Genomic DNA, 19,350 nt, shown 5'->3' with positions numbered 1-19,350 from the left:
GACCGGCCGTCCAGGCGGGGCGGACGGAAGGGCGCGGGTGGGGTCCCCGGGCCTCTGCGCGACCGGCCGTCCAGGCGGGGCGGACGGAAGGGCGCGGGTGGGGTCCCCGGGCCTCTGCGCGACCGGCCGTCCAGGCGGGGCGGACGGAAGGGCGCGGATGGGGTCCCCCGGCGTCTGCGCGACCGGCCGTCCAACCGGGGCGGACGGAAGGGCCTGGGTGGGGTCCCCGGGCCTCTGCGCGACCGGCCGTCCAGGCGGGTGGGCGAAAACGGGTGGGCTGGCCAGGGCGACCGGAAGGGGTGGGGCCGGGCCCCGCACCGCCCGGCCCTCCGCCCGGGTGAATGGGGTGGGTCCCGGGTCCTGCGGGGTTCGACGGTTCGGCCCGGGGTGTGGGGACGGGTGGGCCCGCAACCTGACGTCCGCCGGGATTGGGTGGGGGCGGGAGGCTGGGGGGCTGAGGGGCCACCTGGTCCTCAGGGCGGGGTGCGCGACCTGCGAGGCGTCGGGGTGGGCCAGGACCTTCGTTCGGCGCGTGGGAAAGGGCCCGAGCCTTCCGACTCACCGGGAGGGCGCACCGGCGCAAGGCGGCCCGCCGAAAGAACCCCCCTCCCCCGGCCACCCCCACCGGACCGTCGGACGCCGACGTACCGGAAGGGGACGGGCCGGGGTGCCCCCGCAGAAATGCGGTGACAAGAACGGCGCCGGATACACAGGCACCAGGCAGCCGCATTTCGAGGAGGTACCCCGGACCGGCACCGACCCACGCACAAGCGGCACCCGCAGACGAACAACCACCCGCACGGGTGGGCGGGCGGGCAAAGACAAACGGCAAGCGGGCTAGCGACCAGGGGGGTTGGGAGCCAGGCGGGGGGCGTGGCGGGGTGGGGAGGGGGAGTTGAGGAGGATGAGGCGGGCGGCACGGTGCCGCTGCCCCGCGTAGGGGGCGAGAAGACCGAGCATGACCTCGTCGGAAGAGCGGCGCTCACCCGTGAGGGCGTACCCGACCCGATGCGGAAGGTGCAGGTCCCCGACCGTCACGGCATCGGCGGCCCCATGACTGCGCTGAAGCGTCTCGGCAGCCGTCCAGGGCCCGATCCCGGGCACCGACTGGAGCCGCGTGGCCGCTTCGCCGGGCGGAAGGGCGGTGAGCCCTTCGAGCCCGGAGGCGGCCCGGACGGCCCGCAGGACGGTGGAGGCACGCTTGTTGTCGACCCCCGCCCGGTGCCAGTCCCAGGACGGGACCAGGGCCCACCCCCGCGCGTCGGGCATGACGCGCATGCGCTCGGCGCCCGCGGGCCCCGGCGCGGCCTCCCCGTGGCGGTGGAGCAGAAGCCGCCAGGCCCGGTACGCCTCGGTCGTGGTGACCTTCTGTTCCAGGATGGAGGGGATCAGCGATTCGAGGACGAGCCCGGTACGGGTCAGCCGTAGACCGGGGTGGCGCCGGTGCGCGGCGTGCACGAGCCGGTGCCGGGGCGTGAACGCGGCCGGATCGTCGTCGGCGCCGAGCAGCGCGGGCAGCGCGTCGAGCAGCCACTGGCCGCCGGGCCCCCACGCGTGGGCCTCGATCGCGGCGGGACTGCCGGTCAGGCGGAGGGTGCCCGCGCCGTCGGGCGTGCGGCTCGCCCGCCAGACGGTGCCGTCCGGGTCGATCCGGAAGGCGGGGTCGCCGTAACCGCGGCAGAGCGGGTTGAGGGTGAGCCGGATGTCGAGCGGCCCGGCAGGCGACCAGTACCGAGTACGCGGAGCCGCGGGAGCCGCCGATGACACCGACGCCGCGCAAGCGGCAGTGGCGGTGGTGGAGGCGGGTCGAGGTCGCGGGAGAGGCACCCGGCGAGCGTATCCGCCCCCTCCGACACACCCTCCGCCCCGCCCCCGTAAGACCCGGACCCGGACCTGCCGGTCCCGGACCCGGCCCCGAACCCGTCAAGCCCGGCCCAGCAAAGCCCGAACCCGGCAAGCCCGGCCCAGCAAAGCCCGGCCCAGCAAAGCCCGAACCCGTCAAGCCCAACCCGTAAGACCCGGACCCGTCAAGCCCACCCCGTAAGACCAGGACCGGAAAGACCAGGACCGTAGAAGCCGCCCCCGTAAAGCCGAGCCCCCCGCCCTACTGGTCCGACGAGAACCGCACCGCGCCCGCCGGAATCCGGGCTCCGCACCAGATCCGTACGCCGTCACGCAGTTCGTTGTCGGGGCCGATGTGCGCGCCGTCGCCCACGACGGCGCCGTCGAGGACGGTGCGGGCGCCGATGACGGCGCCCGTGCCGACGAGCGAGTCGCGGATGACGGCGCCGGGCTCGACGGTGGCGCCGGACAGCACGGTGCTGCCGTCGACGCGGGCGCCGGCGCCGATGACGGCGCCCGTGGAGACACAGGTGCCGCCGGAGAGCTTGGCGTCGGCGGCGACATGGGCGCCGGTCAGGACGAGGTGGTCGCCGCCGAGGCCGGCGACGGCGGGGGACGGCGCGTGGCCGAGTACGAGGTCGGCGGAGCCGCGGACGAACGCCTGCGGGGTGCCGAGGTCGAGCCAGTAGGTGGAGTCGACCATGCCCTGGAGGTGGGCGCCGGCGGCGAGCAGGTCGGGGAAGGTCTCGCGTTCGACGGAGACCGGCCGCCCGGACGGGATGGTGTCGATGACCGAGCGGGTGAAGACGTAACACCCCGCGTTGATCTGGTCGGTGACGATCTCCTCCGGCGTCTGCGGCTTCTCCAGGAAGGCCGTGACGCGGCCGTCCGCGTCGGTGGGGACGAGGCCGAAGGCGCGCGGGTCGGCGACCTTGGTCAGGTGCAGCGAGATGTCGGCGCCGGTGGCGCGGTGGGTGCCGACGAGAGCGGAGATGTCGAGGCCGGTGAGGATGTCGCCGTTCAGGACCAGGACGGGGTCGCCGGGCGCGGAGCGCAGCCGGTGCGCGACGTTCCGGATGGCGCCGCCGGTGCCCAGCGGCTCGGTCTCGGTGACGTATTCGAGGTGCAGGCCGAGCGCTGAGCCGTCGCCGAAGTGCGGTTCGAAGACCTCGGCGAGGTAGGAGGTGGCGAGCACCACGTGCTCGACCCCGGCGGCCCTGGCGCGCGCGAGCTGGTGGGTGAGGAACGGGACTCCGGCCGCCGGGACCATCGGCTTCGGGGTGTGCACGGTCAGCGGCCTGAGCCGGGTGCCCTTGCCCCCGACCAGGAGGATCGCTTCGGTTGCCGCAGGGCTCTCCACGGGGCGCTCCGCGCTGACGGCGGAGGCGGGGTGTGCTCGCATGGCAAGCATAGTGACATAAGCCGTAAAGGTGAGTATTCACGAACTGACGGACAGTCGGCCGCGCCGCCGCACTGACACCCGTACGGACGAGCCGAGTCGGGCGAGCCGAGTCGGGCGGGGACGCCACGCGAGACGGCCGCACAAGGAACCGGCCCCCGTACCTCTACGGGCACAGGCCGTCGTGATCGCTGGGGGTAGCCTGACACGCGTGACACCGACCGCCAACACGCCCGACACGCCCCGCACTCCCCAGGGCCCCGCGACTCCCGCCGGGCTGCTCGACGCCGCGCTGCGCGGTGATCCGGGCCGCCCGCTGGTCACCTTCTACGACGACGCGACGGGTGAACGCGTCGAGTTGTCGGTGGCGACCTTCGGGAACTGGGTGGCGAAGACCGCGAATCTGCTCCAGGACGAGTTGGGCGCGCAGCCTGGCGACCGGCTGGCACTGCTGCTGCCCGCGCACTGGCAGACGGCCGTGTGGGTGCTGGCCGGCTTCTCGGCGGGCGTCGTCGTGGCGCCCTGCGGCGATCCGGCCGGTGCCGACCTGGTGGTCAGCGGCCCGGACACCCTGGACGCGGCGCGGGCCTGTGGCGGCGAGCGGGTCGCGCTCGCGCTCCGGCCGCTGGGCGGACGGTTCCCGCAGCCGCCCGCGGGCTTCATCGACTACGCGGTGGAGGTGCCGAGCCAGGGCGACCGTTTCGCGCCGTACGCGCCGGTCGGCCCGGACGCGCCCGCACTCGTACTGCCGGACGGCGGGGGTGTGCTGACCGCGTCCGAGGTCGTCGCCAAGGCGCGCGCGTCGGCCGCCGCGCTCGGGCTCGACCGCGGCGGACGGCTGCTGTCGCCGCTGTCCTTCGACACGTGGGACGGGCTCGCGGCCGGGCTGCTCGCGCCGCTCGCCGCCGACGCCTCCGTGGTGCTCTGCCGCCACCTCGACCGGTTGCCCGAGGAGCAGTTGGCCAAGCGGAAGGACGCCGAGCGCGTCACCGTATCTCTGTAGCGGTCACTCGCCCCGGCCTCGCCGGACGCCTCAGTCGTCACTTCCGTCACAGCTCGTCAACAGCTGTCTGTGGATTTCGGGTACCCAGGCAACCAACCACCGTATTCGGCTGTCTGAACGAATGCCGGGCGGGTAATCGCAAGCCTGTCCCCGGTAACCGGCGACTTCCGAGAGACGGGCCCCGACGTGACCACGCCAGCAGAGCCTCCGCAGGGTGACTCCGTTCCCCCCGCCTCCGACGGCTCCGACGACGCGTCCGGCACACCGAAGGCGCGGGCGGACGAGCCCGCCGAGCCGACGACCGAGGCAGAAGCAGAAGCAGAAGCAGAACCAAAGGTAGAGGCAGAGACAGAAGCGGACGCGGGGACGGAACCGGACGCCGCTACGGAAAAGGCCGCGGAGCCGGCTGCCGACACGGAGGCGGAAACGCCACCGGTCGAAGGCCCCGCCGCCACCCCGGCGGAGGAGCCCGCCAACCCCAAGAACTGGCGCTGGCTGAAGGTCGTCGCCCTGTGCACCGCCGTACTCGTGCTGGCCTGCGCGGGCACCGGCTGGTACCTCTACCAGCGGCTCAACGGCAACATCACGACCGACACCGCGACCGAGAACGACCTGAAGGTGCACGCCTCCGAGCGCCCCACGCAGGGCCCGACGGAGGCCCAGAACATCCTGCTGATCGGCTCGGACAACCGCGGGAACGGCAACAGCAAGTACGGCCAGGACAGCGGCACGCAGCGCTCGGACACCACGATCCTGCTGCACATATCCGCCGACCGGAAGAGCGCCACCGCCGTCAGCCTCCCGCGTGACCTGATGGCGCACGTGCCGCGTTGCACCCTGCCGAGCGGCAAGGAGGACCACGAGCGCTTCGAGCAGTTCAACTGGGCGTTCGAGTCGGGCGGCGCGGCCTGCACCATCCGTACGGTCGAGAAGATGACCGGCATCCGCGTCGACCATCACCTGATCGTGGACTTCAACGGCTTCAAGAAGATGGTCGAGGCGGTGAACGGCGTCGATGTGTGCCTGGCCGAGCCGGTGCACGACACGTACGCGCACCTCGACCTGCCCGCCGGACGGCAGACGCTCAACGGCGAGCAGGCGCTGGGATACGTACGCGCCCGGCACGGCATCGGCGACGGCAGCGACACCATGCGGATGGACCGGCAACAGGCGTTCCTCGCCTCGCTGTTGAAGAAGGTGAGCAGCAACGGCGTGCTGCTGAACCCGACCAAGCTCTACCCGCTGCTGTCGGCCGCCACCTCGTCGCTGACCGCCGACCCCGGCCTGGACTCGCTGAGCGAGCTGTACGCCCTCGCGCACAGCCTCCAGCAGATACCGACCGGGAACGTGCACTTCCTGACCGTGCCGCGCGAGCAGTACGTCAACGACATCAACCGCGACCAGCTCGTCCAGCCCGCCGCCGACACCCTCTTCAAGACGCTGCGCGACGACCAGCCGGTGAACGTGTCGGACAAGGCGCCGGACAGCGGAGACGGCGGCGGTGACAGCGGAGGCGGTACGCGTACGCCCGGCACCCCGTCCGCGGGCTCAACCTCTACGCCCACGACCACCCCCACGGGCCCCACGTACCGCGGGACGACCGCGGACCGCGACATCTGTGGCAAGAGCGGGTGAAATCCCGCTAAAGAGTCGACCTGGTCGGCTGGCGGGATCGGCAGCTTTGTCCGGTTGTAGGGGCGCTCGATTTGTCACCGGCGCGCATGGGCGCTGAACTGTGGGGCTAGTGTGAGCGATCCGGCCGATCCCGGATGGAGGACCCGAGCGACCGTGGACACGCAAGGCCGTAGGAACATCGACCCGGCGGACCAGTGGGTCCTGGACCCGGCGACGGGTACGTACCAGTTGCGGCTGGAGCCGGACGCGGCACCGAGGCCCATCGTGCCGGGGCAGAGCGGTCACCGCGACCCCTCCCCCGCACCGCGGGACGCCGGACGCGACCAAGGGCGCGACACCGGTCCCGCCGCCGAGGACGACGGCGCGGACGCGGCCGGGACCGGGACCGGCCCGACGGACAGCCCCGCCCCGCCCCCCGGCGGACGGCGCGCGGCCCGCCTCGCGGCCAGGACCGGCGCCACGACCTCCACCACCGGCACGGCGCGGCTGGGGGGCGGCTCGGCCGAGGCGGCCACGCCGACCAGCCGCCGCAAGGCGAAGACGAAGAAGTCCCGTAAGAAGAAAGCTTTGTTGTGGACCGCGGGCACGGTGAGCTTCGTGCTGGTGGCGGTCGGCGTCGGCGGCTACCTCGTCTACCAGCACTTCAACAACAACATCACGACGGTGGACGTCGGCAACGCGGGCAGCAAGGACGTCACGCACACCGGTCCGATGAACGTCCTGGTGATCGGCACGGACAGCCGGATCGGCCTCGGCAAGAAGTACGGCGACGCGGGCAGCGTCGGCCACGCGGACACCACGATCCTCTTCCATGTGTCGGCCGACCGCAGCAACGCGACCGCGATGAGCATCCCCCGCGACATCGTCACCTCCATCCCCGACTGCCCGACGAAGCAGAAGGACGGCAGCACCAAGACGATTCCGGGCACGCCCGCGCAGCTCACCACGCCCAAGTTCAACGAGAGCCTGGGCGTGGACGGCCGCGACCCCGGCTGCACCATGCGCGCGGTGACGGCGATGACGGGTCTGCCGATCGACCACTTCATGATGGTCAACTTCGAGGCGGTGAAGGCCCTGTCGACGGCCGTCGGCGGTGTCGACGTCTGTCTCGCCCGGCCGCTGGTCGACCCGAAGTCCCATCTGAACCTGAGCGCGGGACCGCACAACATCCAGGGCGAGACGGCGCTGGAGTTCGTCCGGACCCGGCACGCGCTCAAGAACCAGAGCGACCTGGACCGGATCAAGCTCCAGCAGAACTTCCTGAGCGCGATGATCCGGAAGATCAAGTCGAGCGGCACGCTGACCAACCCGAAGAAGCTGTTCACGCTGGCGGACGCGGCCACCAAGGCGCTCACCGTGGACAGCGCGATCGGCAGCGTGAGCAAGCTCACCAGCCTGGCCAAGGACCTCAGCGAGGTGGACGAGAAGCACATCAGCTTCACCACCCTGCCGGTGATCGACAACCCGAACGAGAAGGTGCACGCCACCGTCGTCGTCGACCCGGTCAAGGCCCCGCAGCTCTTCGCGCTGATCAAGAACGACGTGTCGCTGACCGCGGTGAAGAAGCCGTCCGCCACGCCCGACACCCGGCTGACCGGGCCGAAGGCGACCCCGCACGACACCCGCGTCAATGTGCTCAACGGCAGCGGGACCTTCGGCGCGGCGCAGAGCACCGTCAACTGGCTCCAGAACACCCGGGGCGTCAACCGCTCGGCGAACGGCGGCAACGCGCCCGCGACCGCCAGGACCGTCCTGGAATACGCGCCGAACCAGGCCGACCAGGCGCGTTCGCTGGCCGCGATGATGGGGCTGCCCGCCTCCGCGCTGAAGCAGGGCACGACGGACGCGGCGCCGCTCGCGTACATGAAGCTGACCCTCGGCAAGGACTTCACGGCGCCCGGCACCCCGATCGGGCCGCCCACCGCGGCCCCCTCCGACCTCCCGAAGACCGAGGCCGCCGACACCGCGTGCGTGAAGTGACGCCGTGGATGTCGCGCATGCGATGAACGCGGTGAATACGGTGAACGCCGTGACCGCCGTCACCCTCTGACGTGATCCCGGCGGGCGCCGGAGTCCCGGCGTCCGCTAATTGACGATCTCCGGGTGCAACTCCTCGCCGCTCACAGCCGTCTGACAGTGGGGCGACCCAGTATGACCCGGGTAGGGCGGCGCGTCGGCGTGCACCGTCCGTACACCCCGCGCGAAGGCGCGCGGCCGGTCACCGTGATGACGATGCGCGCCACAGGGAGGTTCGGGATGCGCGACGGGACAGTGGGAGGGAACGGCTTCGGTACGGCACCCAACCCGGACCACCTGGGATGGGACGAGAGCCTGTACCGGGACGACGCCCGCGCCTACGCGCCCGGCGCGGAATCAGGTACGGGCTCCGGCGCCGACGACGGCGCGGGCTCCGGCGCGGGATCGGACGCCGACCCCGCCTCTTCCGACGGCGGGCAGGAGCCACCCGAGCGAATACCGGGCCGGCGCGGCGCGGCGGGCGGTGGGGGTCACCGGCGCGGCGGCTCACGGCGGCGCACGAAGAGCCGTAAGCGCAGGGTCCTGAAGTGGGTGTCCATCGGCGCCGCGGTCGCGGTGCTCGGCTCGGCGGGCGCGGCCTACGGCTACTACGAGTACCTGGCGGGCAAGATCCGCAAGGGCGAGCGCGTCAGCGGCAGCTCGAACGTGGCGAAGACGAAGGCCAACGCCGCCGGCAAGACGGCGATGAACATCCTCATCCTGGGCTCCGACAGCCGCAACGACCCCGAGGATCTGAAGCTCGGCGGTGCCAAGAACACCGTGGGCGACGCCGCCCGCGCCGACGTGATCATGATCGCGCACCTGTCCGCGGACCGCAGCAACATGTCCGTGGTCAGCATCCCGCGCGACACCCGCGTCAACATCCCGGCGTGCACCGATCCCAAGACGCACGAGAAGTTCGCGCCGGTCAACGACATCATCAACGCGTCGCTCGGCCGCGGCGGCGCGGGCTGCACCCTGGCCACCGTGCAGAATTTGACCGGCGTCTACATCGACCACTGGCTGACCATCGACTTCTCCGGTGTGGTGAAGATGGCCGACGTCGTCGGCGGCGTCGAGGTCTGCGTGAAGCAGAATGTGGACGACCACCCGACCCCGGCACAGCCCGGCGGCTCGCACCTGCACCTCAAGGCGGGCAAGCAGAAGATCTACGGCGAGACCGCGCTGAAGTGGCTGCGGACCCGGCACGCCTGGGGCAGCGACGCCGCGCGGGCCAAGGCGCAGCACATGTACATGAGCGCGCTGATCCGGCAGTTGCGCAGCCAGAACCTCTTCACCGACCCGGGCAAGCTCAACAAGATCGCGACCACCGCGATGGAGGCGTTCGAGGTCTCCAAGGAGATCGGCACCCCGAAGAAGCTGTACGACCTGGGTATGCAGCTCAAGACCGTGCCGTCGGACCGCATCACGATGCTGACGATGCCGCACGACGCGGACCCGAAAGCCCCGCTGGCGCACTACATCCCGTCGGCGGACGCGCCCCAGGTCTGGTCGCTGCTGCGCAACGACGTGGCGATGGACGGCAACGGCAAGGCGAAGACCCCGGCGAGCGGGGCGCCCGCCACGACACCGGCAACGACCGCGCCGCAGGGCCCGGCCGCAGCGGCGTCCGACACCATCGCGGTCTCCGTGGTCAACGGCACGGCGGGCACCTCGGACGGTGTGGCCACGCCGAACCGGGCGGGCGGTATCGCCACCACGCTCAAGACCGCGGGCTTCACCAAGGCGGAGGCGAGCCAGCAGACCAAGCCGAGCCCCGGCACCACCCTCACGTATCCGACGAGCAGCGGTGACCAGGGCAGGGCCGACGCCACGGCGGTGGCCAAGGCGCTGAAGATCCCGGCGGGCAATGTGAAGGCGTCCGCGGACGTCGACACCATCACCTTGACCATCGGCGCGGACTGGAAGACCGGTACGGACTTCAGCAAGACGCTGCCGAAGAGCGGTTCCGTGCCGACGACGGCGGAGGCGGTGAACGGCGCGGACACGACCGGCTGCATGGAGGTGCTGCCGATCTACCGCTGGTAGGACGCGGGTGGGAGAGGGCGGGACCGGCAGGTGGTACGACCGGCCCGCGCGGGAAGCGGCTCACGCCTCCGCGCGGGCCGTCTCCGTCTGCTGGCCGTCCTGCTGGCCCTGACCGTCCTGTCGTCCCCGCTGTCCGTCCTGCTGGCCCTGCTGTCGCGACTCCCCGTCGCGCACCGCGGGGCGGCGGCTGGCGATCACCCGGCGGGCCAGCGAGCGCGGGCTGGTGAGGAAGCCGTAGCCCCAGCACATGTGCATGGTGGCCAGGGCGAGTGGGATACGCAGCCGGGCGCCGAAGGACAGGCCGCGGCCCGCCGGGAGCGAGCCGACGGTGATGGCGGCCACGTACGCGGCGGGCACCAGCAGCGCCCACGGGGTGACGGCCGCGCCGACGACGATGCCCGCCGCGTTGGCGAACAGGGCGACCGGGGCGGCCAGGTAGCGCAGGTTGACCGAGCCGCGGTGGTAGCGGGTGACGACGCGGCGCCAGCGGCCGTAGTCCTTGTACTGCTTGGCGAGCGCGCGCACGGTGGGGCGCGGCCGGTAGGAGACGCGCAGTTCGGGCGAGAACCAGATGAGGTGGCCGGCCTCGCGGATGCGGTAGTTCAGCTCCCAGTCCTGGGCGCGGATGAACTCCACGTTGTAGCCGTCCTGCCGCTCAAGCACCTCGCGGCGGAAGACGCCGAGGTAGACGGTGTCGGCGGGGGCGGCGGCGCCTCCGGTGTGGAAGGCAGCGTTGCCGACGCCGATCTTCGACGTCATGGCGGCGGCGACCGCGCGCTCCCAGTCGTTCTCGCCCTCGGCGTGCATGATGCCGCCGACGTTCGCCGCGCCCGTCTCGTCGAGGAGGCGGACGGCGGTGGCGATGTAGTCGGGCGAGAGCATGCCGTGCCCGTCGACGCGTACGACGACCGGGTGCCGGGACGCCTTGATCGCCGCGTTGAGCGCGGCGGGGGTGCGGCCGGTGGGGTTGGGCACCGTGTGGACCCGCGGGTCGGCGGCGGTCAGCTCGGCGGCGATCGCGTCCGTACCGTCCGTGGACGGGCCCAGCGCGATGACGACCTCCAGCTCGCCCGGATAGTCCTGCTCCAGGATGTGCCGCACCGAGTCGCGCAGATGGCGCTCCTCGTTGAGCACCGGCATGATCACGGAGACTGCCGGGGGCGCGGGGTTCTGCGGCGCGGCGGCACGGGTGGCGGGGTCAGGAGCGGCGGCGTTCATCGCGGCAAACGTTACCGCTAATGGGGGACCCCAGCGCGTGGGGTCAAGACCTACTGTCCTATTTGTCCCTAGCCTGAACGGGTCCGCACGCCCCTGTCACCGCACGGAGGGATTCCCTGTGCCGCCCACCCGTGTGCCGCCCACCCGAGTGCCCCCCGCGCGCCGACGTCCGCCGATCCGCTGGAGCACCCGGATCATCGGCGGCCTGGCCCTGCTGATCATCACCGCGAGCGGGGTGGGCCACGCCGTACTGAACGGGGTCAGCGGCGCGATCGACCGGGTGGACGCCTTCGGCGGGATGGAGGGGCGTCCCGACGGGTCCAAGGGCACCAACTTCCTGCTGGTCGGCACGGACGGCCGCGACGGCCTGGACCCGGCGGAGAAGAAGGCGTACCACCTGGGCGGCGCGCCCTGTCACTGCACCGACACGATCATGCTGGTGCACCTGTCGGAGGATCGTTCGCGCGCGAGCATCGTGAGCATCCCGCGCGATACGTACGTACGGCTGCCGGACCAGCCGTCGGCCGGCGCGTCGTCCGCCGGGTCCCCTCCGGCGAGCGCGTCGCCGCCCGGCACGCCGTCCGCCACGCCCTCCGGTACGGCGAGTGCCGCGCCCGCCGCCGAGGTACAGGCGGGCACCCGCCCGGCGAAGATCAACCAGGCATACGCGGACGGCGGCCCGAAGCTGACCGTCCGTACCGTCGAGCAGATCACCGGTGTGCACATCGACCACTACCTGGAGGTCGACTTCACGAGCTTCATGAAGACGGTCGACGTCATCGGCGGCGTCCAGGTCTGCACGACGCGCCCGCTGAAGGACTCCTACACCGGCCTCGACCTGCCGGTCGGCACCACGAAGCTGGACGGCGGACAGGCGCTCCAGTACGTACGCGCCCGGCATCTGGACGCGGCGGCGGATCTGGGGCGGATGCAGCGGCAGCAGCGGTTCGTGGCCCAGGTCATCCACAAGATCACCAGCGGCGGGACGCTGGCCAACCCGCTGGAGCTGAGCCGGGTCGCCTCGACCGTGCTCGGCTCGGTGCGCGCCGACCAGAACCTCAAGGCGGGTGACCTGATCGCGCTCGCGGAGGGCATGAAGGGCCTCACGGCCAGCTCGTCGGAGTTCGGCTCCGTGCCGCTGAGCGACACGGACTACTCCGTCCCGGGCGTCGGCTCCACCGTGAAGTGGGACACCGCCAAGGCCGGGAAGATGTGGGCGGCGATCCGCGCGGACCGGCCGCTGGCGGTGCACCACAAGACGGCCAGGAAGCACAAGGGCGTCAAGGTGGACGTCGCCCCCGCGACCATCAGGGTCTCGGTCCAGAACGGCACCGGCACCAGCGGGCTGGCCGCCGCCGCGCAGAAGGCGCTGGCCGCCACCGGTTTCGCGACCGTCGGCACCCCCGGGACGTCCGAGCACCCCAGCGCGCGGACCGTGATCCGCTACGACCCCCGTTGGGACCGCTCCGCGCAGTCCCTCGCCACCGCGCTGCCCGGCTCCGAGCTGGTGGCCGTGCCCGGCCAGGGCAAGACGATGAAGGTGGTGCTCGGCTCCGACTACAAGGCGGTCACGCCGGTGACGGCGGACGACGGCGGGGCGTCGGGGACGATGGACTCCGCGCTGACGGGTGACGAGGTCGGGTGCTGACCGGATGGAGTGCTGATGGGATCGGCTGCTCAACTGATCGGCTGCTCAACTGATCCGCCGCTGACCGGATCGGCTGCTCAACGGCCTGATGGCCGGACGGCCGGGGGTCTCGGGGGCGCGTCCCCGGGGCCCCCGGCCGTCTTTCCGAACCGCTCCGGACAGGCCCTAGTCGTCCAGGCCCTCGGCCGCCCGGCGGCGGCGCAGCTCCACGATCGCGCGGCGGCGGGCCAGGCGGTGGGTGCGGCGGATCTGGGCCTCCTGCCAGCGGCGGCGGTCGCGGTCGGTCTCGGGCAGGACGGGCGGTACGTGCCGGGGCTTGCCCTCGACGTCGACCGCGACGAAGACGAGGTAGGCGCTGGCGACCTGCTTGGCGACGCCCGACTCGTTCCAGCGCTCGGCCATGACGCGGACGCCGACCTCCATGGAGGTGCGGCCGGTCCAGTTGACCTGGGCCTTCACGGCGAGGAGGTCACCGACCCTGACCGGTTCGAGGAAGATCATCTCGTCCATCGCGCCGGTGACGGCGGGGCCGCCCGAGTGCCGTCCCGCGACGGCGCCCGCCGCGTCGTCCACCAGTTTCATGACGACGCCGCCGTGGACGGTGCCCAGCAGATTGGTGTCGTGCGCGCTCATGATGTGCGAGAGCGTGATGCGGGACGCCGAGGTCGGCTTGCCCGGGAGCGCCGCGCCGTCGGGGGCGGGGACGTCGGGCGTGGCCAGGGCCTCGGGCGCCCCCAGGGCCTCAGGCGCGGCCGGGGTGTCGGGCGCGGCCGGGCTCTCGGGGACTGCCGGGCTCTCGGGGGTGGGGCGATCGATCATGACAGCAACCTTATGTCCGTTGCGAAACGGTCGCGGCCGGTGGCCGAATGCATCGGGTCTGCTACAGAACCGCCGTGGATTCCCGGTCGTCGCCCGAGGCCGGGCACACTTTCCACCATGAACGGTTGGAGCGATGACACCGAGCAGCGCCGCGGCGCCGAGCCGCCGCTGCCCCCTGAACTGTCGCCGCGCCGGGCCGCCGCCGCGGCGGGCGGGGTACCGCCGCAGCCCGTCCGACGTCCCGGCCCCGCGGGGCCCGGCCGAGGCGGTCAGGGCGGAGGCGGCTTCGGCCCGCCCCCGCCCGGCGTGACCGCCACCGGCCCCCGCAGGCCCCGCTGGAGCACCCGCAAGAAGATCGGCATCACGGCGCTCGGTCTGGTCGTGGCGCTGCTGGTGGTGTCCGTCTCCACGTACTTCTGGGCCGACTCCAAGGTGCGCCGCGAGGTCGACCTGAGCAAGGTCGAGGACCGGCCGCCCACGGGCAAGGGCACCAACTATCTGATCGTCGGTTCGGACAGCCGTGAGGGGCTGACCAAGCAGGACGAGAAGGACCTGCACACCGGCGCCGCGGACGGCCAGCGCACCGACTCCATGATGATCCTGCACACCGGCGGCAACGGGACCACCATGATGAGCCTGCCGCGCGACTCGTACGTCACGATCCCGGCCTTCACCGGCCAGAAGTCGGGCAAGCGGTACGCGGCCTCCACGCACAAGCTCAACCGCGCGTACTCCGACGGCGGCCCCGAGCTGCTGACCCGGACCATCGAGTACAACACCGGCCTGCACATCGACCACTACGCGGAGATCGGCTTCTCCGGGTTCGTGAACCTGGTGAACGCGCTCGGCGGCGTCAACATGTGCCTGGACAAGCCGCTGAAGGACAAGGCGTCCGGCGCCGACTTCGCGGCGGGCTGCCAGAAGCTCAACGGCAAGCAGTCGCTGGCCTTCGTCCGGCAGCGGCACCAGGAGGCCGACCAGGACCTCGGCCGGATGCGCAACCAGCAGAAGTTCCTGTCGACGCTGGCCCACCAGGCGGCCTCGCCGGCGACGATCCTCAACCCGTTCAAGCTCTACCCGGTGATCGGCTCCGGGCTCGACACGCTCATCGTCGACAAGAAGATGAGTCTGATGAACCTGGCCTCGATGTTCTGGGCCATGAAGGGCGTCACGGGCGGCGACGGCAACTCCGTCACGGTCCCGATCGGCAACGCCAACTACATGACGCCCAATGACGGCGACGCCGTGAAGTGGGACATGGCGAAGGCGAAGACGCTCTTCGACGAGCTGAAGAACGACCAGAAGGTGACCGCCACCAAGTAGGTGCCGCGTAGGCACCGACGAGGCGGCACACACCGAGGCCCCGGCCCCCGAAGCGAATCGTCGCGGCGGGGGCCGGGGCCTTTGGTGACGGTACGGAGTCTGCTGCCTCGGGGTCTGATGCCTGGGCTCAGATGCCTCGGCGTCTGATGCCTCGGGCTCAGACTGCGGCCGGGGCTCCGGTCACGGCGGGCACCCACTGGTCGAGCTCGGTGCGCCAGTAACGGGCCACGTTCAGCCGGGTCGGCTTGGGCTCACCGGGGAGCTGGAACTTCAGCGAGCTCCACAGGGCGTTCCGCTTGACCTCGGACACCAGGCCCGCGGCCTCGGCGCGCGGTATCGCGGCGACGAGCTCCTTCGGGCGGGAGCTCATGCGGCCCGCCTTGTGGAAGACCACGGCCTGCTCGGTGACCGTGACGAAGTAGTACTTCACGAATGCCTGGGCGATCAGGCCGAGCGAGTTGATCAGCCACGGGCTCGGTCCGGTGACCGTGTGGATCGTGGCGATCGGACGGTCGCTCGGGTTGATCTCCGCGATGGCCTGAGCCACCTGCTCCTGCATCGTGGACTTGCGAATGGCCATAAAGGGTCCCCCTGCTTCAGGTGTGTGGACGATTGCCGCGACGCCGTCGGATGACGACGGCGTCGCAGCGTATCGCCTGCTGCCTGTCAGGTACGCGCAGGGTTTGCATTGATACACGCCGGTGACGAACGAGACCTCAGCGACGCGTAGTTGGCCGGATCGTGACCTTAGTGACGCGCACCGGCCGTACGACGACGCAGGCCGTAGACGGCGCCGCCGCCGACCACCACGAGCGCGCCGGCGACACCGGCGATCATGCCCGTGTTGCTGCCGCCACCGGTCTCGGCCAGGTCGGTGGTGCCACCGGCCGCGGGCGAGGGAGCGTTGGTGTCGTCAACCGCCGCCGCGCCACTGGTGCTCGGCGTCGCGGTGGGGGTGTCGGACGGGGCCGTCGACGGCGTTTCGGTCGCCGGCGTGGTCGGCGTGTCCGACGGAGTGTCGGTGGTCGGCGTGTCGGTCGCGGGCGTGGTCGGGGTGTCGACCTTGCACGCGGTCTCCGGCGTCGTCACGTCCGTGGTGCCGACCTTCTGGCCGGAAGCCTTCACGACGGTGACCGTGTACGTCGTGGACGGCGACCAGGCGACCGGGAAGTTGACGGTGACGCCCTGGCGCGTCCCGGTCAGGTTCTCCTGGTGACCGACCTGGGTCTGCCCCTGCGACACGGTGATGTTCACCAGCGTGTTGGAGTAGTCCTTGTTGGTGACGTCGATCGAGCCCTTGCCGTTGTCGCACGAGGCTTGGGCGGAGAACTCGGAGATGTTGCAAGCGAACGCGTTGCCTGCAACGCCCAGCGCGAGCGCGGCTGCGGCGGAGGCAACGCCGATGGTACGCACCGCGATTGCGGTACGGCGGGATATGGACACGTCTTCCCTTCACGGGATCGGATCACAAGCGCGGAAAGGGCACACAAGGGGCGGGATCGAACTCCCGCGCCATCTGTGGCCCTCAAACCTCTACAAGCCGCCGCGTCCGCTTGTCAATTGATCGCAAACCGCCCACTAAACGGCGCCGGGTGACGATCCCACCCGCCCGAACCACCGGACTACACCGGATAGTCGGACATAGCGATCTTCCCCCGATCGTTGTACTGGACCCCCCGAACCACCCTCCCCCGTCACCCACTTCACCCCCGTCACCCACTTATCACCACCCCCGCCCTAGGGGAGGTTTCGCGCCATCACGATGCGCTGGACCTGGTTGGTGCCCTCGTAGATTTGGGTGATTTTGGCGTCGCGCATCATGCGCTCGACGGGGTAGTCGCGGGTGTAGCCGTAGCCGCCGAGGAGTTGGACGGCGTCGGTGGTGATGTCCATGGCGACGTCGGAGGCGTAGCACTTGGCGGCGGCGCCGAAGAAGGTGAGGTCTTCCTCTTTGCCGCCGGCCGAGACGCGTTCTGACTTGGCGGCGGCGGCGTAGGTGAGCTGGCGGGCGGCTTCGAGCTTCATGGCCATGTCGGCGAGCATGAACTGGATGCCCTGGAACTCGGCGATGGCCTTGCCGAACTGCCGGCGCTCCTTGACGTAGCCCTTGGCGTAGTCGAGGGCGCCCTGGGCGATGCCGATGGCCTGGGCGGCGATGGTGATGCGGGTGTGGTCGAGGGTCTTCATCGCGGTGGCGAAGCCGGTGCCCTCGGCGCCGATCATGCGGTCGGCGGGGATGCGGACGTTGTCGAAGTAGACCTCGCGGGTCGGGGAGCCCTTGATGCCGAGCTTCTTCTCGGGGGCGCCGAAGGAGACGCCCTCGTCGCCCTTCTCGACCACGAACGCGGAGATGCCCTTGGAGCGCTTGTCGGGGTCGGTGACGGCCATGACCGTGTAGAACTCGGAGACGCCCGCGTTGGTGATCCAGCGCTTGACGCCGTTGAGCACGAAGGTGTCGCCGTCGCGTACCGCGCGGGTCTTCATGCCCGCCGCGTCCGAGCCGGCCTCGGGCTCGGACAGCGCGTACGAGAACATGCCCTCCTTGCGCGCCAGGGCGCCGAGGTACCTCGTCTTCAGCTCCTCGGAGCCGGAGAGCTGTACGGGCAGCGAGCCGAGCTTGTTGACCGCGGGGATGAGGGAGGAGGAGGCGCAGACCCGCGCCACCTCCTCGATCACGATGACCGTGGACAGCGCGTCCGCGCCCGAGCCGTCGTACGCCTCGGGGACGTGGATCGCGTGCAGGTCGTTGGCCTCCAGCGCGTCACGGGCCTCCTGCGGGAAGCGGCCCTGCTCGTCCACCTCGGCCGCGAACGGCGCGATCTTCGCCTCCGCGAGGGAGCGGACCGCGTCCCGGAGCATGTCGTGCTCGTCGGACGTACGGAAAAGGTCGAAGTCGGAGGATCCGGCCAAGGTGTCTCACTCCCCGAGTGCAGCGCTAACTACCGTTAAGTAACCCAATGATCCTAGGCCCGCGCCCGCGGCGCCACCTACGTGACGTTCATGACACCCGCGGAACACCGCACGACGCCTCACGACACCCCCGCAACGCCTCACGACACCTTGTCGCCGAGCCGGTCGACGGTGTTGTTCGCGAGGTAGTCGCTCATCGTGTCGTTGCGGAGCGCCTGCCACAGCTCGGAGGAGCCGTTGGCGTCCAGCAGCACCACGGACTGCTTCTTGATGGTGTCGAAGCCGGAGATCGGCGCGTTCATGAACACCATGTCCGAGGAGCGCACATCGCGCATGTTCCACACCAGGTCGCGCAGATCGCCGTTGGACAGCTTGTCGTCCACGCTCACCACGGACGTCACCTGGTCCAGGGTCCGCTTCAGCTTGAGCGGATGGGAGAAGGTGCCGCCGGAGAGCATCTTGGACAGCACGGCCCGCAGGAAATTCTGCTGCCGGTGCGTACGGTCCAGGTCGCCGCGCGGCAGGCCGTAGCGCTCGCGTACGTAGTCGAGGGCGTCGTCGCCGTTCATGTGGTGGGGGCCGGCCGTCCAGACCCCGCCGGGGCCGTTGCGGCGGTCGACCGTCTTGTCGACGGTGATGTCCACGCCGCCGACCGCGTTGGTCAGATTCTTGAAGCCGCTCCAGTCGATCACCGCGAGGTGGTCGACCTTCACCTTGGTGAGCCGCTGCACGGTGTCGATCAGCAGCGGCGGGCCGCCCCAGGAGAAGGCCGCGTTCAGCTTCGCCTGGCCGTGGCCGGGGATGCTCACCCAGGAGTCGCGCGGGAGCGAGACGACGTACGCGTGTTTGTGGTCGGCGGGCAGGTGCACCAGCATCATCGTGTCGCTGCGCTGGGCGCCCGGCTTCCACTCCGGCGCCTTGGCGTTCTTGCCGGTGGTCGGCAGGTCGGACCTGGCGTCCAGGCCGACCAGCAAAAAGGTCTGGCTGCCGCTCTTGGACGCCTGCGGCTGCGCGGCGGCCGGTACGTCGGTCGGGAAGGCGTTCGGGATGCGCTCGACGCGGCCGGTGTAGTGCTGGAAGGCCCAGTAGGCGGTGCCGACGACCAGCAGCACTCCGGTGCAGAGCAGGATCACGGCCGCGTACAGCACGCGACGGGTACGGCGGCGCCGCCGGGTCTTGCGCGCCGGGCTGTCGGGACCGTCAGGACCGTCGGGCGCGAGGCCGTCCTCCGAATCCGGCTCAAGTCCCGGCTCCGGCTCCCGTTCCGGCTCGGACCCCGGCTCGGACCCCGGCTCGGACCCCGGCTCGCGCTTGACGGCCGATATCCGCCCCGGTATCCCCTCCGGTTCCGGCGACCGCCCCTCGTCCGGCCCCCGGTCCGGCCGCTGATCCGGCGCCGTCACGTCCGTTCCGGTCGGGACCGTCCCCTCGTCCGTCCCGCCGCCTCTGCCGCTCGCGTCACCCACGATTGCACCCCACCCCTCGACC

Annotated in this window: 13 protein-coding genes and 1 pseudogene; 6 read left to right on the top strand and 8 right to left on the bottom strand. The window is 71.2% G+C overall.

Going from position 1 to position 19,350, the window contains the following annotated elements; genetic code table 11:
• Window positions 1-837: 837 nt before the first annotated feature.
• Entirely contained in the window at window positions 838-1,767 is a 930-nt protein-coding gene (locus ACFZBB_RS30085; protein WP_391128923.1) for a DNA-3-methyladenine glycosylase family protein, read from the bottom strand.
• Between the two features lie 337 nt (window positions 1,768-2,104).
• On the bottom strand, window positions 2,105-3,244 hold the full coding sequence (locus ACFZBB_RS30080) for a sugar phosphate nucleotidyltransferase (RefSeq protein ID WP_391128862.1): 1,140 nt from the start codon (window positions 3,242-3,244) through the stop codon (window positions 2,105-2,107).
• Between the two features lie 208 nt (window positions 3,245-3,452).
• Here ACFZBB_RS30080 and ACFZBB_RS30075 point away from each other — a divergent pair, with 208 nt between their 5' ends.
• The 4 genes from ACFZBB_RS30075 (at window position 3,453) to ACFZBB_RS30060 (ending at window position 9,944) form a co-directional block, all read left to right on the top strand.
• Entirely contained in the window at window positions 3,453-4,244 is a 792-nt protein-coding gene (locus ACFZBB_RS30075; RefSeq protein ID WP_391128859.1) for a TIGR03089 family protein, read from the top strand.
• A 186-nt stretch (window positions 4,245-4,430) separates the two neighbouring features.
• Complete coding sequence (locus tag ACFZBB_RS30070) at window positions 4,431-5,879, top strand: LCP family protein (RefSeq protein ID WP_391128856.1); 1,449 nt, start codon at window positions 4,431-4,433, stop codon at window positions 5,877-5,879.
• A gap of 153 nt (window positions 5,880-6,032) precedes the next feature.
• Window positions 6,033-7,859 carry an LCP family protein gene (locus ACFZBB_RS30065; RefSeq protein WP_391128853.1) on the top strand — a complete coding sequence of 609 codons (1,827 nt, stop codon included), beginning with the start codon at window positions 6,033-6,035 and terminating at the stop codon, window positions 7,857-7,859.
• Window positions 7,860-8,135: 276 nt separating this feature from the next.
• A complete protein-coding gene (locus ACFZBB_RS30060; protein WP_391128850.1) occupies window positions 8,136-9,944 on the top strand; it encodes an LCP family protein in 1,809 nt (602 codons plus the stop codon).
• Window positions 9,945-10,115: 171 nt separating this feature from the next.
• Here ACFZBB_RS30060 and ACFZBB_RS30055 read toward each other — a convergent pair.
• Window positions 10,116-11,162: pseudogene (locus tag ACFZBB_RS30055) on the bottom strand (glycosyltransferase family 2 protein); the annotation flags it as partial.
• Window positions 11,163-11,280: 118 nt separating this feature from the next.
• Between ACFZBB_RS30055 and ACFZBB_RS30050 the strand changes: the two are divergent.
• Window positions 11,281-12,810, top strand: a complete 1,530-nt coding sequence (locus ACFZBB_RS30050; protein ID WP_391128847.1) for an LCP family protein — start codon at window positions 11,281-11,283, stop codon at window positions 12,808-12,810.
• A gap of 165 nt (window positions 12,811-12,975) precedes the next feature.
• Here ACFZBB_RS30050 and ACFZBB_RS30045 read toward each other — a convergent pair whose 3' ends face one another.
• Window positions 12,976-13,443, bottom strand: a complete 468-nt coding sequence (locus ACFZBB_RS30045) for an acyl-CoA thioesterase (protein WP_223187544.1) — start codon at window positions 13,441-13,443, stop codon at window positions 12,976-12,978.
• 303 nt (window positions 13,444-13,746) lie between these two features.
• Between ACFZBB_RS30045 and ACFZBB_RS30040 the strand changes: the two genes are divergently transcribed.
• Window positions 13,747-14,952, top strand: a complete 1,206-nt coding sequence (locus ACFZBB_RS30040; RefSeq protein WP_391128844.1) for an LCP family protein — start codon at window positions 13,747-13,749, stop codon at window positions 14,950-14,952.
• Between the two features lie 157 nt (window positions 14,953-15,109).
• Here the strand turns inward: ACFZBB_RS30040 and ACFZBB_RS30035 are convergent, their stop codons facing one another.
• The 4 genes from ACFZBB_RS30035 to ACFZBB_RS30020 form a co-directional block, all read right to left on the bottom strand.
• The gene (locus ACFZBB_RS30035; protein WP_355350031.1) at window positions 15,110-15,532 is read right to left on the bottom strand and encodes a hypothetical protein; all 423 of its coding nucleotides are present in this window, start codon (window positions 15,530-15,532) and stop codon (window positions 15,110-15,112) included.
• Window positions 15,533-15,699: 167 nt separating this feature from the next.
• Window positions 15,700-16,395 carry an LAETG motif-containing sortase-dependent surface protein gene (locus ACFZBB_RS30030; protein ID WP_391128842.1) on the bottom strand — a complete coding sequence of 232 codons (696 nt, stop codon included), beginning with the start codon at window positions 16,393-16,395 and terminating at the stop codon, window positions 15,700-15,702.
• A 294-nt stretch (window positions 16,396-16,689) separates the two neighbouring features.
• Window positions 16,690-17,862 (bottom strand): acyl-CoA dehydrogenase family protein, encoded by a 1,173-nt coding sequence (locus tag ACFZBB_RS30025; protein WP_391128840.1) that lies wholly within the window; start codon window positions 17,860-17,862, stop codon window positions 16,690-16,692.
• A 140-nt stretch (window positions 17,863-18,002) separates the two neighbouring features.
• Window positions 18,003-19,328 carry an LCP family protein gene (locus ACFZBB_RS30020; RefSeq protein WP_391128837.1) on the bottom strand — a complete coding sequence of 442 codons (1,326 nt, stop codon included), beginning with the start codon at window positions 19,326-19,328 and terminating at the stop codon, window positions 18,003-18,005.
• Window positions 19,329-19,350: the final 22 nt, after the last annotated feature.

Origin of the sequence: Streptomyces sp. NPDC008139, assembly GCF_042957025.1 — a bacterium.
Taxonomy (GTDB): Bacteria; Actinomycetota; Actinomycetes; order Streptomycetales; family Streptomycetaceae; genus Actinacidiphila.
This window is presented reverse-complemented; position numbering and strand designations above follow the sequence as displayed.

What these genes read in the sequence shown, in the direction of transcription:
- ACFZBB_RS30080 (WP_391128862.1), bottom strand. Translation starts at nt 3,244, where the DNA reads ATGCGAGCACACCCCGCCTCCGCCGTCAGCGCGGAGCGCCCCGTGGAG.
- ACFZBB_RS30060 (WP_391128850.1), top strand. Translation starts at nt 8,136, where the DNA reads ATGCGCGACGGGACAGTGGGAGGGAACGGCTTCGGTACGGCACCCAAC.
- ACFZBB_RS30045 (WP_223187544.1), bottom strand. Translation starts at nt 13,443, where the DNA reads ATGAGCGCGCACGACACCAATCTGCTGGGCACCGTCCACGGCGGCGTC.
- ACFZBB_RS30040 (WP_391128844.1), top strand. Translation starts at nt 13,747, where the DNA reads ATGAACGGTTGGAGCGATGACACCGAGCAGCGCCGCGGCGCCGAGCCG.
- ACFZBB_RS30035 (WP_355350031.1), bottom strand. Translation starts at nt 15,532, where the DNA reads ATGGCCATTCGCAAGTCCACGATGCAGGAGCAGGTGGCTCAGGCCATC.